Consider the following 13666-nt stretch of genomic DNA (forward strand, 5'->3'; position numbering starts at 1 on the left):
TCCTCTTAAATGACAGTGTTACTATACCTTCTTCAAACATCGGTTCTAAAAAGTTCGCATTACAGGAGGCAATATTCGGATTTTACCAGGGCTTTAATCATGCGGCCTGTAAGGGGATTATTTAACAGTTTCATGGATAAAAATTGGAACTTACTAGAACTCTCTTTTCACATAAAAGAGAGTTCATCGGGCGTTATCGATCGCGCTGAACAGCAATATGCGCGAGGCCGATCAGGGCGTCTCGCCATGGGCTGTCAGGGATGACCTGAAGTGCGGCGATGGCTTTATCCGCTTCTTCCTCAGCACGCTGGCGCGTCCATTCCAGGGAACCACAGGTTGCCATTGCTTCCAGTACAGGTTCCAGAAGATGTCGACCGTTTCCTTGCTCAATCGCTTCGCGAATAAGCTTAGCCTGTTCAGGGGTGCCGTGACGCATAGCATGCAGCAGCGGCAGCGTCGGTTTGCCTTCGTTCAGGTCATCACCGACGTTCTTGCCGAGCGTTTCGCCATCGGCGCTGTAGTCGAGCAGATCGTCAATCAGCTGGAAGGCGGTGCCAAGGTAGCGCCCGTAATCCTGCAGCCCACGCTCCTGCTCGTCAGTACAGCCGGCCAGAATACCGGAGCACTGCGCAGCGGCTTCGAACAGACGAGCGGTTTTGCTGTAGATCACCCGCATGTAGTTCTCTTCGGTGATGTCCGGGTCGTTGACGTTCATCAGCTGCAGAACTTCGCCTTCCGCAATGACGTTCACCGCTTTGGACATCACTTCCAGGATCTTCAGCGATCCCAGGCTGGTCATCATCTGGAAGGCGCGCGTATAGATAAAATCGCCTACCAGCACGCTGGCAGCATTACCAAACGCGGCGTTGGCGGTGGCTTTGCCACGACGCATATCGGACTCATCGACAACGTCATCATGCAGCAGCGTGGCGGTATGGATAAATTCGATCAGCGCTGCGATCGTTACGTGCGCGTTCTCCTGATAGCCGACCGCTCGGGCGGCCAGCACAGCGATCATTGGACGGATGCGTTTACCCCCGCCGCTGACGATGTAATAACCCAACTGATTGATTAGTTGAACGTCAGAATCGAGCTGCTCCAGGATCGCTGCATTCACACCCGCCATATCTTGCGCGGTTAACTCATTGATTTTTTCTAAATTCATCGCAAAAGCCGGGCTTTAAGTCCTGTTTACCACATATCAAATGGGCTAACGAAGGGTTCGGTTTATCAATAGTAGCGCTGATTGTACTGAAAAAACGCGGCAGATAAACGTTACCGTACGTGTTGTGTTTTTTTTCTTCATGTATTGACTGTAGCACTTGTCAAAGGCTCGCGTTTTGCGTAATATTCGCGCCCTATTGTGAATATTTATAGCGCACTCTGAATCACACGAGGATGTGCGCGGAAGCGGAGTTTATATGTACGCGGTTTTCCAAAGTGGTGGTAAACAACACCGAGTAAGCGAAGGTCAGACCGTTCGCCTGGAAAAGCTGGACATCGCAACTGGCGAATCTATTGAATTCGCTGAAGTTCTGATGATCGCAAACGGTGAAGAAGTCAAAATCGGCGTTCCTTTCGTTGATGGCGGCGTTATCAAAGCTGAAGTTGTTGCTCATGGTCGTGGCGAGAAAGTTAAAATCGTTAAGTTTCGTCGTCGTAAACACTACCGTAAGCAGCAGGGCCACCGTCAGTGGTTCACTGATGTGAAAATTACTGGCATCAGCGCCTAAGACCTGAGGAGAGATTTAAATGGCACATAAAAAGGCTGGCGGCTCCACACGTAACGGTCGCGATTCAGAAGCTAAACGCCTCGGCGTTAAGCGTTTCGGTGGCGAAACCGTTCTGGCGGGTAGCATCATCGTTCGTCAGCGTGGCACCAAATTCCACGCTGGTAACAACGTAGGTTGCGGTCGTGACCACACTCTGTTTGCTAAAGCAGACGGTAAAGTGAAATTTGAAGTTAAAGGCCCGAACAACCGTAAATACATCAGCATTGTTGCTGAGTAAGGTTTTCTCGGTCCGGTAACGGATTAAAGCCCCGCAACGTGTTGCGGGGCTTTTTACATTGGAAACCCGGTAATTTTTTCGGTAGGGAAAACGGGCATGAAGCAGCAGGCCGGCATTGGTATTCTTTTGGCGCTCACTACCGCAATGTGCTGGGGTGCGCTGCCAATTGCAATGAAGCAGGTACTGGAAGTGATGGAGCCGCCAACGGTGGTCTTCTACCGCTTCCTGATGGCCGGTATTGGATTGGGCATTATCCTTGCGATAAAGGGTAAGCTTCCTCCGCTGCGTATCTTTCGCAAACCGCGCTGGCTGGTACTGCTGGCGATTGCGACAGGTGGTCTGTTCGGTAACTTCATTCTGTTCAGTTCTTCCCTGCAATACCTCAGTCCTACGGCCTCGCAGGTTATTGGCCAGCTCTCGCCGGTAGGCATGATGGTTGCCAGCGTCTTTATCCTGAAAGAGAAGATGCGCGGCACGCAGATTATCGGGGCACTGATGCTGCTTTGCGGTCTGGTGTTGTTCTTCAATACCAGTCTGATAGAGATTTTTACCCGCCTGACGGATTACACCTGGGGTGTAATTTTCGGGGTGGGCGCGGCGGCGGTATGGGTGAGTTATGGCGTCGCGCAAAAGGTGTTATTACGCCGTCTGGCGTCACAGCAGATTCTGTTTTTGCTGTACACTTTATGTACTATTGCCCTGTTGCCGCTGGCGAAGCCGGGAGTCATCTCCCAGTTAAGCGACTGGCAGCTGGCGTGTCTGATCTTTTGTGGTCTGAACACATTAGTGGGTTATGGCGCGCTGGCAGAAGCGATGGCGCGCTGGCAGGCAGCGCAGGTAAGTGCGCTTATTACGCTGACACCACTGTTTACACTGTTATTTTCAGATTTATTATCAATGGCCTGGCCCGATTTCTTCGTCAAACCGATGTTAAACCTGTTGGCTTATCTCGGTGCGTTTGTCGTGGTTGCGGGCGCGATGTATTCCGCCATTGGTCATCGTCTTTGGGGACGTTGGCGCAAAAATGAAGCGGCCCCCGCTCAGGCGAATGATTTACGGAGAGTAAAATGAAGTTTGTTGATGAAGCAACGATCCTGGTCGTGGCAGGTGATGGCGGTAATGGTTGCGTAAGCTTCCGCCGCGAAAAATACATTCCCCGTGGCGGCCCTGATGGCGGCGACGGTGGCGACGGCGGTGACGTCTGGTTAGAGGCGGATGAAAACCTCAACACCCTGATCGACTACCGTTTCGAAAAATCATTCCGTGCTGAGCGCGGTCAGAACGGCCAGAGCCGTGACTGTACCGGTAAACGCGGGAAAGATGTCACGGTTAAAGTTCCTGTCGGAACGCGTGTTATCGATCAGGGCACGGGCGAAACCATGGGTGATATGACCAAACATGGTCAGCGCCTGATGGTCGCAAAAGGCGGCTGGCACGGTCTGGGTAATACCCGTTTCAAATCCTCCGTTAACCGTACGCCGCGTCAGAAGACGATGGGTACGCCGGGTGATAAGCGCGATCTGCAGCTGGAACTGATGCTGCTGGCGGACGTGGGTATGCTGGGGATGCCAAACGCAGGTAAATCCACCTTTATCCGTGCTGTCTCTGCGGCCAAACCTAAAGTGGCCGACTATCCGTTTACGACCCTGGTACCAAGCCTCGGCGTAGTGCGTATGGATAACGAGAAGAGCTTCGTCGTGGCCGATATCCCGGGCCTGATCGAAGGCGCTGCCGAAGGGGCGGGCTTAGGTATTCGCTTCCTGAAGCACCTTGAGCGTTGCCGCGTTCTGCTGCACCTCATCGATATCGATCCTATCGACGGTTCCGATCCGGTGGAAAACGCCCGTATCATTATCGGCGAGCTGGAAAAATACAGCGACAAACTGGCTGCCAAGCCGCGCTGGCTGGTCTTTAACAAGATCGACCTGATGGATAAAGCGGAAGCCGAAGCGAAGGCGAAAGCCATTGCCGAAGCGATGGGCTGGGAAGACAAGTACTATCTCATCTCCGCCGCAAGCCAGATGGGCGTGAAAGAGCTGTGCTGGGATGTGATGACCTTCATCATCGAGAACCCGGTAACGCAGGCAGAAGAAGCGAAACAGCCTGAGAAAGTCGAATTCATGTGGGATGACTACCACCGTCAGCAGCTTGAAGAGCAGGTGGAAGAAGACGACGAAGAGTGGGATGACGACTGGGATGAAGATGACGAAGAAGGTGTCGAATTCATCTATAAGCGTTAAAACCATCAAGAGCCCCCTATCAAGGGGGCTTTTTAATTCAGTGTTTCAGGCAGCCAGCAGGTGACTATCAAGCCGCCTTCGGGGCGATTTTCCAGCGTCAGCTTGCCGCGATGCAGCTGTATAATACGCTGAACGATGCTCAGCCCCAGCCCGCTACCGCCATAGCGTTGATCGATGCGGCGAAACGGCTCGGTAATCGACTGGCGATGGGCTTCATCTATGCCTGGTCCCTGATCGCTGACGCTCACCTGCGTACCGCCATCGACCTCCTGCATGGCGACTTCAATAGTGGTTCCCGCCGGGCTGTAACGCACCGCGTTTTCCAGCAAATTACGTAACATCAGCCGTAACAGGATTGCATCGCCCTGTACGTTCTGTGGGCTCGCCTGCGGCCAGATCAGGGTGTGACTTTTCGCCTCATTCTCCAGTGCCAGCGGCGCAATAATGGCTTCGCTCCAGTTAACCGTATCATAGTGGCCGCTGGCCATAGCTTGCCCCGCCCGGGCCAGCATTAGCAGTTGCTCTACGGTATGCATCAGTTGATCGATTCGGGCAATCAGCGTCGTCGCCTGGGGCGAGCCTGACTGCGCCATCAGCTCCAGATGCAGTCGAATACCCGCCAGGGGCGTACGCAGCTCATGCGCGGCATCAGCGGTGAACAGGCGCTCCTGCTGAATGGTTTGATCCAGTCGGGCGAGCAGCTGATTCAGCGAGGTGGTGACGGCGCCAATTTCCTCCATATCGGAGTACATCGGCAGCGGCGTAAGATTATCGGCAGAACGGTTCGCCAGGCTGGTACGTAACTGATTCAGCGGACGGGTGATCCAGCTGACGGCCCAGAAAGAGAAGAGTAGAGTAAACCCGACCATCACCAGCGAAGGGACCAGCAACGAGGCGATCGCCTCCCGGATCTCTTTCTCGACATGCTGGTTGCGGGATTTTGCCGACAGCGTCTCGCTCACCAGAAAGCTAATTTGCTCCCGGCTCTCATGCCAGAGCCAGATGACGCTGACCAGTTGAAAGAAAAGCAGAATGACTGCCAACAGCACCATCAGACGACGGCGCATGCTGTTCATTTTTGACTCTCAAGGCGATATCCCACGCCGCGTACCGTTTTGATCCGGTCTTTGCCCAGCTTGCGTCGCAGATTATGGATATGCACCTCCAGCGTGTTAGAGCCGGGGTCGTCCTGCCAGGAGTAAATATCCTGCTGTAAGGTTTCCCGGTGGACGGTCTGTCCGGTGCGCATAATCAGCCGGGTTAACAGGGCGAACTCTTTAGGGGTGACTTCGACCGGCTGGGACTGCTGTAACACCTGCTGGGTTTGCAGATTTAACGTCAGATCGCCATCGCTGAGCAGGTTATCGCTGTGCCCCTGATAGCGCCGGATCAACGCTCTGGCGCGCGCCTGGAGTTCCGCCAGCGCAAAGGGCTTGACCAGATAGTCATCGGCGCCGGAGTCCAGGCCGTTTATCCGGTCTTCCAGTGCGTCGCGGGCGGTCAGGATCAGCACAGGGTTATCGATACCCCGTCGGCGCCACTGGCTTAGCAGGGTGGCGCCGTCTTTATCCGGCAGGCCAAGATCGAGGATCACCAGACTGTATTCGCCGCTCTGGATAAGGCCATCAGCTTCGGCGGCGGTACCCGCACAATCAAGCGTGTAGCCTTCAGCCGAGAGCGCCAGCGCCAGTCCTTCCTGCAACAGCAGATCGTCTTCAACAATGAGTAATTTCATCGCTAGTTGTTCTGATAAATGTCCTTGTAAAGCCGGCTTTCAAAGCGCACCAGCGGGATACGACGGTTACGTTGGTCAGCAGGTTCCACCGCGTAGCCAGAAAGATACTGCACAAATGCCATCCGCTGTCCGCTGGCGGTGGTGATAAACCCGGCAAGGTTATACACCCCCTGCAGGGAGCCCGTTTTGGCGGAGACTTTGCCATCAACGCCCGCGGCATGCAGGCCCGCACGGTACTGCAGGGAGCCGTCATAACCGGCGAGCGGCAGCATTGAGATAAAGTTTAGTTCAGTGTCGTGCTGAGCAATGTACTGAAGGACCTGCATCATGGTGGCAGGAGAGATCAGGTTATGGCGCGACAGACCCGAACCATCGACCGCGATGGTATTGCCAAGATCGATGCCAGCCTGCTGGCGGAGGATCTGACGAACCGCATCTGAACCGGCACGCCAGGTACCAGGTACGCCAAAGCGGGCATGCCCAATCATGCGAAATACGGTATCGGCGATCATGTTGTCCGATTTTTTCAGCATGATCTTCAGCAGATCGTGCAGCGGCGCCGACTGCTTACTGGCAATCACGGTGCCGGGCTCGTTGCTCTGTGTCTGACGCAGCAGGGTGCCGCTGTAAGTGATGTTGGCCTGCTTCAGTTCATTCTTGAGGATCGCCCCGGCATAGCTTGCGCCATCCTGAATGGCGAAGGCCAGCGGCAGCGGATCGGCCCGCTGCGTCAGGCAGCCGGTCAGGGTAAAGCGGTTCAAATCGCCCGGGACGACATCCAGTTCGCAGTACTGCGCTTCCGGGGAACCTTTCGCCAGGGTACGCACCTGGCTGAACATGTTGACCGGATAGTAAGAGGCCACCCGAATGAAGGCTAAATCGTTCGGTTTGGGGGCGCTGTATAACGAAATGGAGAAGCAGTTGCGATCGACGATCGCGGCCGCAGGCGGGGCGCTAAAGCACTGGGTCATGTCATTCCACGGCCAGCCGGGGGCTTTATCATGGCTGGCAAAAATGGATGTATCGATAAGCACATTGCCTTCAATGCGCTGTACACCAGACTTCTTTAGCACGGCGACCATGTTGCGGATATCCTGACGCTTAAATGTCGGATCGCCGCCAAAACGGGCAATAAGATCGCCTTTCAGCACGCCGTTCTCAACGTTGCCTTTGCTTTCAAGCGTGGTCGTAAAACGAAAGTCAGGCCCAAGCTGCAGCAGGGCGGCCAGCGCCGTGATCACCTTTTGGGTACTGGCAGGCAGAGCCATCTGCTGGCTGTGATAATCAATCTCAGGCGCCTGAGCCCCCACCTTTTGCACGACCAGGGCAAGATTGGCGCCATCGGGCAGCTGATTAATGTACTCGTCAACGTTCGCTGCCTGGACAGTGAACGCAATAGTGGTGGTCAATCCGATGATAAATCTGGAAAATCGCATAATCTCGCGCTAACAACCCGGAAACAAACCGTCATACTACGGCCCAACGCCCTGTAAAGTAAACGATGACCCATACTGAACTTCGCGTTAAAATACGTATCAAACTGAAAAATTGCTGCTGACCTGGGACATTGTTTCCGGGTCAGTTTTCTTTTGCTTCTGACCTGTGCCAGGCTGTGATGCCTGCGGGGCCAGTAGTCGGGTCGGTTAACCGTACCTAACAGGAATGTCAAAGAGGTATAACAAATGCAAGCTATTCCGATGACCTTACGTGGTGCTGAAAAACTGCGTGAAGAACTGGATTTTTTGAAATCTGTTCGCCGCCCTGAAATCATCGCCGCCATTGCGGAAGCACGTGAGCATGGCGATCTGAAAGAGAATGCTGAGTATCACGCCGCGCGTGAGCAGCAGGGGTTCTGCGAAGGGCGTATCAAAGATATCGAAGCCAAGCTGTCAAATGCGCAGGTGATTGATATCACAAAAATGCCAAATAACGGACGCGTGATTTTTGGCTCTACCGTCACCGTGATTAACCTGGATACGGACGAAGAGGTCTCCTACCGCATCGTGGGTGATGACGAGGCTGATTTTAAGCAGAATCTGATCTCAGTAAACTCGCCAATCGCACGCGGTCTGGTGGGTAAAGAGCAGGACGATGTTGTCACTATCCGTACGCCAGGCGGCGAAGTGGAATTCGAAATTACCAAGGTTGATTACCTGTAATTCGCATCCCCGGACAGATGTTGATAGATTGTAAAGATAGGAAAAAGGCCGCATAGCGGCCTTTTATCAACTCAAGGAGCATGGCATTTTGCTCACCTGCTAAAGAAAAACCCCTCGTTTTACACAGTAAATGTGTTCAATTCAGGATAATCTTAGCGTGGCAGCGAGATTTTACGCTCTTTAGATGGGCGGTAGAGCACCAGCGTTTTACCGATGACCTGTACATTACAGGCGCCGGTCTCGCGCACGATTGCTTCCACGATCAAGGTCTTGGTGTCTCTGTCTTCAGAGGCAATTTTCACCTTGATTAATTCGTGGTGCTCCAGCGCTTGTTCAATCTCGGCCAGTACCCCTTCGGTCAAACCATTGTTGCCAAGCATAACTACAGGCTTGAGCGGATGTGCCAGACCTTTAAGGTGCTGTTTTTGTTTAGTACTCAGATTCATCGTATATTTTTGCTTACGTTGGGATTGAAAACGGTTCATTCTACCGCCATCTCCCTAATATCGCCAAATTGCTGAGTGGAAATTTACACCACAGGCTACGATGAACCAGGACGGAAAGTTAAATGACAGGTAAAAAGCGTTCTGCTAGCTCGAGCCGCTGGCTCCAGGAACACTTTAGCGATAAATATGTTCAACAGGCACAGAAAAAGGGGTTACGTTCCCGTGCCTGGTTTAAACTTGATGAAATACAGCAAAGTGACAAACTCTTTAAACCGGGGATGACAGTTGTTGACCTCGGTGCAGCGCCCGGTGGATGGTCGCAATATGCGGTAACGCAAATCGGCGGAACGGGCCGAATTATCGCCTGCGATCTTTTACCTATGGATCCTATCGTTGGTGTGGACTTCCTTCAGGGCGATTTTCGTGATGAATTAGTACTGAAAGCGTTACTTGAACGGGTAGGTGACAGTAAAGTTCAGGTTGTCATGTCCGATATGGCGCCAAATATGTGCGGAACACCGGCGGTGGATATCCCCCGCTCCATGTATCTGGTAGAACTGGCGTTAGAAATGTGTCGTGATGTATTAGCGCCGGGTGGTAGTTTTTTAGTAAAGGTGTTCCAGGGCGAAGGTTTCGAGGAGTATCTGAAGGAAATTCGCTCCCTGTTTACGAAGGTCAAAGTTCGTAAACCGGACTCTTCGCGTGCGCGTTCACGTGAAGTGTATATTGTAGCGACCGGGCGAAAATGATAACCGGTGAATTTCAGGCGAAAGTTTGAAATAAATCGGATACAGAGTATCCTGACGCTGTTTTTAACACAGTTGTAATAAGAGGTTAATCCCTTGAGTGACATGGCGAAAAACCTAATACTCTGGCTGGTCATTGCCGTTGTGCTGATGTCAGTATTCCAGAGCTTTGGGCCCAGCGAGTCTAATGGCCGTAAGGTGGACTACTCTACCTTCCTGCAAGAGGTCAACCAGGATCAGGTTCGCGAAGCGCGTATCAACGGACGTGAGATCAACGTTACCAAGAAAGATAGTAACCGTTACACGACTTACATTCCGGTGAACGATCCTAAGCTGCTTGATAACCTGCTGACTAAAAACGTTAAGGTTGTCGGCGAGCCGCCGGAAGAGCCAAGCCTGCTGGCTTCTATCTTCATTTCCTGGTTCCCGATGCTGCTGCTTATCGGCGTCTGGATCTTCTTTATGCGTCAGATGCAGGGCGGCGGTGGCAAAGGCGCCATGTCGTTCGGCAAGAGCAAGGCGCGTATGCTGACGGAAGACCAGATCAAAACCACTTTTGCTGACGTTGCAGGTTGCGACGAAGCGAAAGAAGAGGTGGGTGAACTGGTTGAATACCTGCGTGAGCCGAGCCGTTTCCAGAAACTGGGCGGTAAGATCCCGAAAGGCGTTCTGATGGTAGGTCCTCCTGGTACCGGTAAAACCCTGCTGGCGAAAGCCATCGCAGGTGAAGCGAAGGTGCCGTTCTTTACCATTTCCGGTTCTGACTTCGTTGAAATGTTCGTGGGTGTGGGTGCATCTCGTGTGCGTGACATGTTCGAACAGGCCAAGAAAGCCGCACCGTGCATCATCTTCATCGATGAAATCGACGCCGTAGGCCGCCAGCGTGGCGCGGGCCTGGGCGGTGGTCACGATGAACGTGAGCAGACGCTGAACCAGATGCTGGTTGAGATGGATGGCTTTGAAGGTAACGAAGGCATTATTGTTATCGCGGCAACTAACCGTCCGGACGTTCTTGACCCTGCGCTGCTGCGTCCAGGTCGTTTTGACCGTCAGGTTGTGGTTGGTCTGCCAGACGTTCGTGGTCGTGAGCAGATCCTGAAAGTGCATATGCGTCGCGTACCGCTCTCTCCGGACATCGATGCGGCAATTATTGCACGCGGTACCCCGGGCTTCTCCGGTGCGGATCTGGCTAACCTGGTGAACGAAGCTGCACTGTTTGCTGCCCGCGGCAACAAGCGTGTGGTCTCCATGGTGGAGTTCGAGAAAGCGAAAGACAAAATCATGATGGGTGCGGAACGTCGCTCCATGGTGATGACGGAAGCGCAGAAAGAGTCCACGGCTTACCACGAAGCGGGTCACGCGATTATCGGTCGCCTGGTGCCGGAACACGATCCGGTGCATAAAGTGACGATTATTCCACGTGGCCGTGCGCTGGGCGTTACGTTCTTCCTGCCGGAAGGCGATGCAATCAGTGCCAGCCGCCAGAAACTGGAAAGCCAGATTTCAACCCTCTACGGTGGTCGTCTGGCAGAAGAGATTATCTACGGTGTGGAACATGTTTCGACCGGTGCGTCTAACGACATTAAAGTCGCGACCAACCTGGCGCGTAACATGGTGACCCAGTGGGGCTTCTCCGACAAACTTGGTCCGCTGCTCTATGCGGAAGAAGAAGGCGAAGTGTTCCTTGGCCGCAGCGTGGCGAAAGCGAAACATATGTCCGATGAGACTGCTCGTATCATCGACCAGGAAGTGAAAGCGCTGATTGAACGTAACTACGGTCGCGCCCGTCAGATCCTGAATGACAATATGGATATCCTGCACGCCATGAAAGATGCGCTCATGAAATATGAGACCATCGATGCGCCGCAGATTGACGACCTGATGGCTCGCCGTGATGTTCGTCCGCCTGCGGGCTGGGAAGATCCAGGTGCCTCTAACAACTCTGACAACAACGGTACGCCACGTGCGCCGCGTCCGGTCGATGAACCGCGTACGCCAAACCCGGGTAACACCATGTCAGAACAGTTGGGCGATAAATAAGCCACCGCTGTCAATGATCTTCTCTTAACCTGAAACCCTGGGGCTTGCCCCGGGTTTTTTCTTGTCTGCTTAACCAAAAATCAGGGACTTGCTATGAAACTCTTCGCCCAGGATTCTTATCTCGATCTTTCTCATCCCCATGTGATGGGGATCCTGAACGTCACGCCAGACTCTTTTTCCGATGGCGGCACGCATAACTCGCTTATCGATGCGGTCAGGCATGCGAATCTGATGATCAACGCTGGCGCGACGATCATCGACGTAGGTGGAGAGTCAACGCGACCTGGGGCTGCGGATGTCAGCGTTGATGAAGAGTTATCGCGCGTTATCCCGGTCGTTGAGGCGATCGCTCAGCGCTTCGAAGTCTGGATCTCTGTCGATACCTCCAAACCCGAGGTGATTCGCGAATCGGCAAGAGTGGGCGCTCACATTATCAATGACGTTCGCTCCCTCACCGAGCCCGGTGCGCTTGAAGCGGCTGCCGAGACCGGGTTACCGGTATGCCTGATGCATATGCAGGGCCAGCCGAAAACCATGCAGGATGCGCCGAAATACAGCGACGTGTTTGCGGACGTGAACCGCTACTTTGAAGAGCATATTGCGCGCTGTGAACGTGCCGGTATCGCAAAAGCGAAATTGCTGCTCGACCCGGGCTTCGGTTTCGGTAAAAATCTCTCTCACAACTACGAACTTCTTGCGCGCTTATCGGAGTTTCACCATTTTGGCCTGCCGCTGCTGGTCGGAATGTCGAGAAAATCAATGATAGGCCAACTGCTTAACGTTGGGCCATCAGAACGTCTGAGTGGCAGTCTGGCCTGTGCGGTGATTGCAGCGATGCAGGGAGCACATATAATTCGCGTCCATGACGTAAAAGAAACAGCAGAAGCCATGCGAGTGGTGGAAGCCACACTGGCAGCTAAGGAAAACTCCCGCTATGAGTAATCGTAAATTTTTTGGTACCGACGGCATTCGTGGACGCGTGGGCGATGCGCCAATCACTCCTGAGTTTGTACTGAAGTTAGGCTGGGCGGCTGGCAAGGTGCTGGCAAGCCACGGTTCGCGCAAAATCATTATCGGTAAAGATACGCGTATTTCCGGTTACATGCTCGAATCCGCACTGGAAGCGGGTCTGTCTGCCGCTGGGCTCTCCGCCTCTTTCACGGGCCCTATGCCAACCCCCGCAGTGGCCTATCTGACCCGCGCGTTCCGTGCCGAAGCGGGCATCGTGATCTCTGCCTCGCATAACCCGTTCTACGATAACGGCATCAAATTCTTCTCCATTGACGGCACCAAACTGCCGGATGACGTTGAAGAAGCGATTGAAGCGGAAATGGAAAAAGAGCTGACCTGCGTTGACTCCGCTGAGCTGGGTAAAGCCAGCCGTATCGTCGATGCTGCGGGTCGCTATATTGAATTTTGCAAAGGCACCTTCCCGAACGAACTCAGCCTGGGTCATCTGAAAATCGTGGTGGACTGCGCTAACGGTGCAACCTACCACATCGCCCCTAACGTATTCCGCGAACTGGGCGCACAGGTTGTTGCCATCGGTTGCGAGCCAAACGGTCTGAATATCAATGCCGAGGTAGGTGCAACGGATGTTCGCGCTCTGCAGGCGCGCGTACTGGCGGAGAAGGCCGATCTCGGGATTGCTTACGATGGCGATGGTGACCGCGTCATCATGGTTGACCATGAAGGCAATAAAGTCGATGGCGACCAGATCCTCTATATCATCGCCCGTGAAGGTCTGCGTCAGGGACAGCTGCGCGGTGGCGCCGTTGGAACGCTGATGAGCAACATGGGCCTGGAGCTGGCGCTCAAGCAGTTGGGTATCCCGTTTGCGCGCGCGAAGGTTGGCGACCGTTACGTACTGGAAAAACTGCAGGAGAAAGGCTGGCGCATCGGTGCGGAGAACTCCGGTCACGTGATCCTGCTCGACAAAACCACCACCGGTGACGGGATCGTGGCGAGCCTGCAGGTTGTGGCAGCGATGGTGCGTAACCATATGTCCCTGCACGATCTGTGCAGCGGAATGAAAATGTTCCCGCAGATCCTGGTCAACGTTCGCTTTACGGCCGGTAAAGGCGATCCGCTGGAAAATGACAACGTGAAAGCGGTGATGGCTGAAGTGGAAGCTGCGTTGGGCTCCCGTGGCCGTGTTCTGCTGCGTAAGTCGGGTACCGAACCGCTGATCCGTGTGATGGTGGAAGGGGAAGACGAAGCACAGGTCACCGAGTTTGCCCATCGCATCGCTGATGCGGTAAAAGCTGCGTAACCTCTGGTAAGTGTTTAA

General features: G+C 53.8%; 14 protein-coding genes. 9 read left to right on the forward strand and 5 right to left on the reverse strand.

Translation table 11 applies throughout. The features are described 5' to 3' along the window. Positions 1–193 precede the first annotated feature (193 nt). Positions 194–1165 (reverse strand): octaprenyl diphosphate synthase, encoded by a 972-nt coding sequence (gene ispB, locus DVA43_RS20755; protein ID WP_103824929.1) that lies wholly within the window; start codon positions 1163–1165, stop codon positions 194–196. A gap of 256 nt (positions 1166–1421) precedes the next feature. Here ispB and rplU point away from each other — a divergent pair, with 256 nt between their 5' ends. The 4 genes from rplU (at position 1422) to cgtA (ending at position 4250) form a co-directional block, all read left to right on the forward strand. Then, positions 1422–1733 carry a 50S ribosomal protein L21 gene (gene rplU, locus DVA43_RS20760; protein ID WP_042325074.1) on the forward strand — a complete coding sequence of 104 codons (312 nt, stop codon included), beginning with the start codon at positions 1422–1424 and terminating at the stop codon, positions 1731–1733. A 19-nt stretch (positions 1734–1752) separates the two neighbouring features. After that, positions 1753–2010, forward strand: coding sequence for a 50S ribosomal protein L27 (rpmA, locus tag DVA43_RS20765; RefSeq protein WP_007673187.1), 258 nt, complete (start codon positions 1753–1755; stop codon positions 2008–2010). A gap of 96 nt (positions 2011–2106) precedes the next feature. After that, complete coding sequence (locus tag DVA43_RS20770; protein ID WP_103824928.1) at positions 2107–3081, forward strand: DMT family transporter; 975 nt, start codon at positions 2107–2109, stop codon at positions 3079–3081. Then, on the forward strand, positions 3078–4250 hold the full coding sequence (gene cgtA, locus DVA43_RS20775) for an Obg family GTPase CgtA (RefSeq protein WP_103177178.1): 1173 nt from the start codon (positions 3078–3080) through the stop codon (positions 4248–4250). The genes DVA43_RS20770 and cgtA overlap by 4 nt, the downstream gene beginning before the upstream one ends. Before the next feature lie 32 nt (positions 4251–4282). Here the strand turns inward: cgtA and pmrB are convergent, their stop codons facing one another. Genes pmrB through dacB form a run of 3 tightly spaced genes read right to left on the reverse strand, consistent with a single transcriptional unit; the run spans position 4283 to position 7421 of the window. Then, on the reverse strand, positions 4283–5326 hold the full coding sequence (gene pmrB, locus DVA43_RS20780; RefSeq protein ID WP_114316584.1) for a two-component system sensor histidine kinase PmrB: 1044 nt from the start codon (positions 5324–5326) through the stop codon (positions 4283–4285). Further along, a complete protein-coding gene (gene pmrA, locus DVA43_RS20785; RefSeq protein WP_103177176.1) occupies positions 5323–5985 on the reverse strand; it encodes a two-component system response regulator PmrA in 663 nt (220 codons plus the stop codon). The genes pmrB and pmrA overlap by 4 nt, the downstream gene beginning before the upstream one ends. Before the next feature lie 2 nt (positions 5986–5987). Continuing rightward, a complete protein-coding gene (gene dacB, locus DVA43_RS20790) occupies positions 5988–7421 on the reverse strand; it encodes a serine-type D-Ala-D-Ala carboxypeptidase (RefSeq protein ID WP_103824925.1) in 1434 nt (477 codons plus the stop codon). A 246-nt stretch (positions 7422–7667) separates the two neighbouring features. Between dacB and greA the strand changes: the two genes are divergently transcribed. After that, positions 7668–8144, forward strand: coding sequence for a transcription elongation factor GreA (gene greA / locus DVA43_RS20795; RefSeq protein ID WP_103177174.1), 477 nt, complete (start codon positions 7668–7670; stop codon positions 8142–8144). 152 nt (positions 8145–8296) lie between these two features. Here the strand turns inward: greA and yhbY are convergent, their stop codons facing one another. Continuing rightward, positions 8297–8590, reverse strand: coding sequence for a ribosome assembly RNA-binding protein YhbY (yhbY, locus tag DVA43_RS20800; RefSeq protein ID WP_032614629.1), 294 nt, complete (start codon positions 8588–8590; stop codon positions 8297–8299). A gap of 122 nt (positions 8591–8712) precedes the next feature. Here yhbY and rlmE point away from each other — a divergent pair, with 122 nt between their 5' ends. The 4 genes from rlmE (at position 8713) to glmM (ending at position 13648) form a co-directional block, all read left to right on the forward strand. Continuing rightward, positions 8713–9339 (forward strand): 23S rRNA (uridine(2552)-2'-O)-methyltransferase RlmE, encoded by a 627-nt coding sequence (rlmE, locus tag DVA43_RS20805; protein WP_103177173.1) that lies wholly within the window; start codon positions 8713–8715, stop codon positions 9337–9339. Between the two features lie 102 nt (positions 9340–9441). Then, positions 9442–11376, forward strand: coding sequence for an ATP-dependent zinc metalloprotease FtsH (gene ftsH, locus DVA43_RS20810; protein ID WP_039031647.1), 1935 nt, complete (start codon positions 9442–9444; stop codon positions 11374–11376). 93 nt (positions 11377–11469) lie between these two features. After that, the gene (folP, locus tag DVA43_RS20815; RefSeq protein ID WP_103177172.1) at positions 11470–12318 is read left to right on the forward strand and encodes a dihydropteroate synthase; all 849 of its coding nucleotides are present in this window, start codon (positions 11470–11472) and stop codon (positions 12316–12318) included. After that, positions 12311–13648, forward strand: a complete 1338-nt coding sequence (glmM, locus tag DVA43_RS20820) for a phosphoglucosamine mutase (protein WP_114316585.1) — start codon at positions 12311–12313, stop codon at positions 13646–13648. The genes folP and glmM overlap by 8 nt, the downstream gene beginning before the upstream one ends. Positions 13649–13666 lie beyond the last annotated feature (18 nt).

Origin of the sequence: Leclercia sp. W6, assembly GCF_003336345.1 — a bacterium.
Taxonomy (GTDB): domain Bacteria; phylum Pseudomonadota; class Gammaproteobacteria; order Enterobacterales; family Enterobacteriaceae; genus Enterobacter.

What these genes read in the sequence shown, in the direction of transcription:
- yhbY (WP_032614629.1), bottom strand. Translation starts at nt 8,590, where the DNA reads ATGAATCTGAGTACTAAACAAAAACAGCACCTTAAAGGTCTGGCACAT.
- folP (WP_103177172.1), top strand. Translation starts at nt 11,470, where the DNA reads ATGAAACTCTTCGCCCAGGATTCTTATCTCGATCTTTCTCATCCCCAT.
- cgtA (WP_103177178.1), top strand. Translation starts at nt 3,078, where the DNA reads ATGAAGTTTGTTGATGAAGCAACGATCCTGGTCGTGGCAGGTGATGGC.
- rpmA (WP_007673187.1), top strand. Translation starts at nt 1,753, where the DNA reads ATGGCACATAAAAAGGCTGGCGGCTCCACACGTAACGGTCGCGATTCA.
- glmM (WP_114316585.1), top strand. Translation starts at nt 12,311, where the DNA reads ATGAGTAATCGTAAATTTTTTGGTACCGACGGCATTCGTGGACGCGTG.
- rplU (WP_042325074.1), top strand. Translation starts at nt 1,422, where the DNA reads ATGTACGCGGTTTTCCAAAGTGGTGGTAAACAACACCGAGTAAGCGAA.
- rlmE (WP_103177173.1), top strand. Translation starts at nt 8,713, where the DNA reads ATGACAGGTAAAAAGCGTTCTGCTAGCTCGAGCCGCTGGCTCCAGGAA.
- DVA43_RS20770 (WP_103824928.1), top strand. Translation starts at nt 2,107, where the DNA reads ATGAAGCAGCAGGCCGGCATTGGTATTCTTTTGGCGCTCACTACCGCA.
- ispB (WP_103824929.1), bottom strand. Translation starts at nt 1,165, where the DNA reads ATGAATTTAGAAAAAATCAATGAGTTAACCGCGCAAGATATGGCGGGT.
- dacB (WP_103824925.1), bottom strand. Translation starts at nt 7,421, where the DNA reads ATGCGATTTTCCAGATTTATCATCGGATTGACCACCACTATTGCGTTC.
- pmrB (WP_114316584.1), bottom strand. Translation starts at nt 5,326, where the DNA reads ATGAACAGCATGCGCCGTCGTCTGATGGTGCTGTTGGCAGTCATTCTG.
- greA (WP_103177174.1), top strand. Translation starts at nt 7,668, where the DNA reads ATGCAAGCTATTCCGATGACCTTACGTGGTGCTGAAAAACTGCGTGAA.
- ftsH (WP_039031647.1), top strand. Translation starts at nt 9,442, where the DNA reads ATGGCGAAAAACCTAATACTCTGGCTGGTCATTGCCGTTGTGCTGATG.
- pmrA (WP_103177176.1), bottom strand. Translation starts at nt 5,985, where the DNA reads ATGAAATTACTCATTGTTGAAGACGATCTGCTGTTGCAGGAAGGACTG.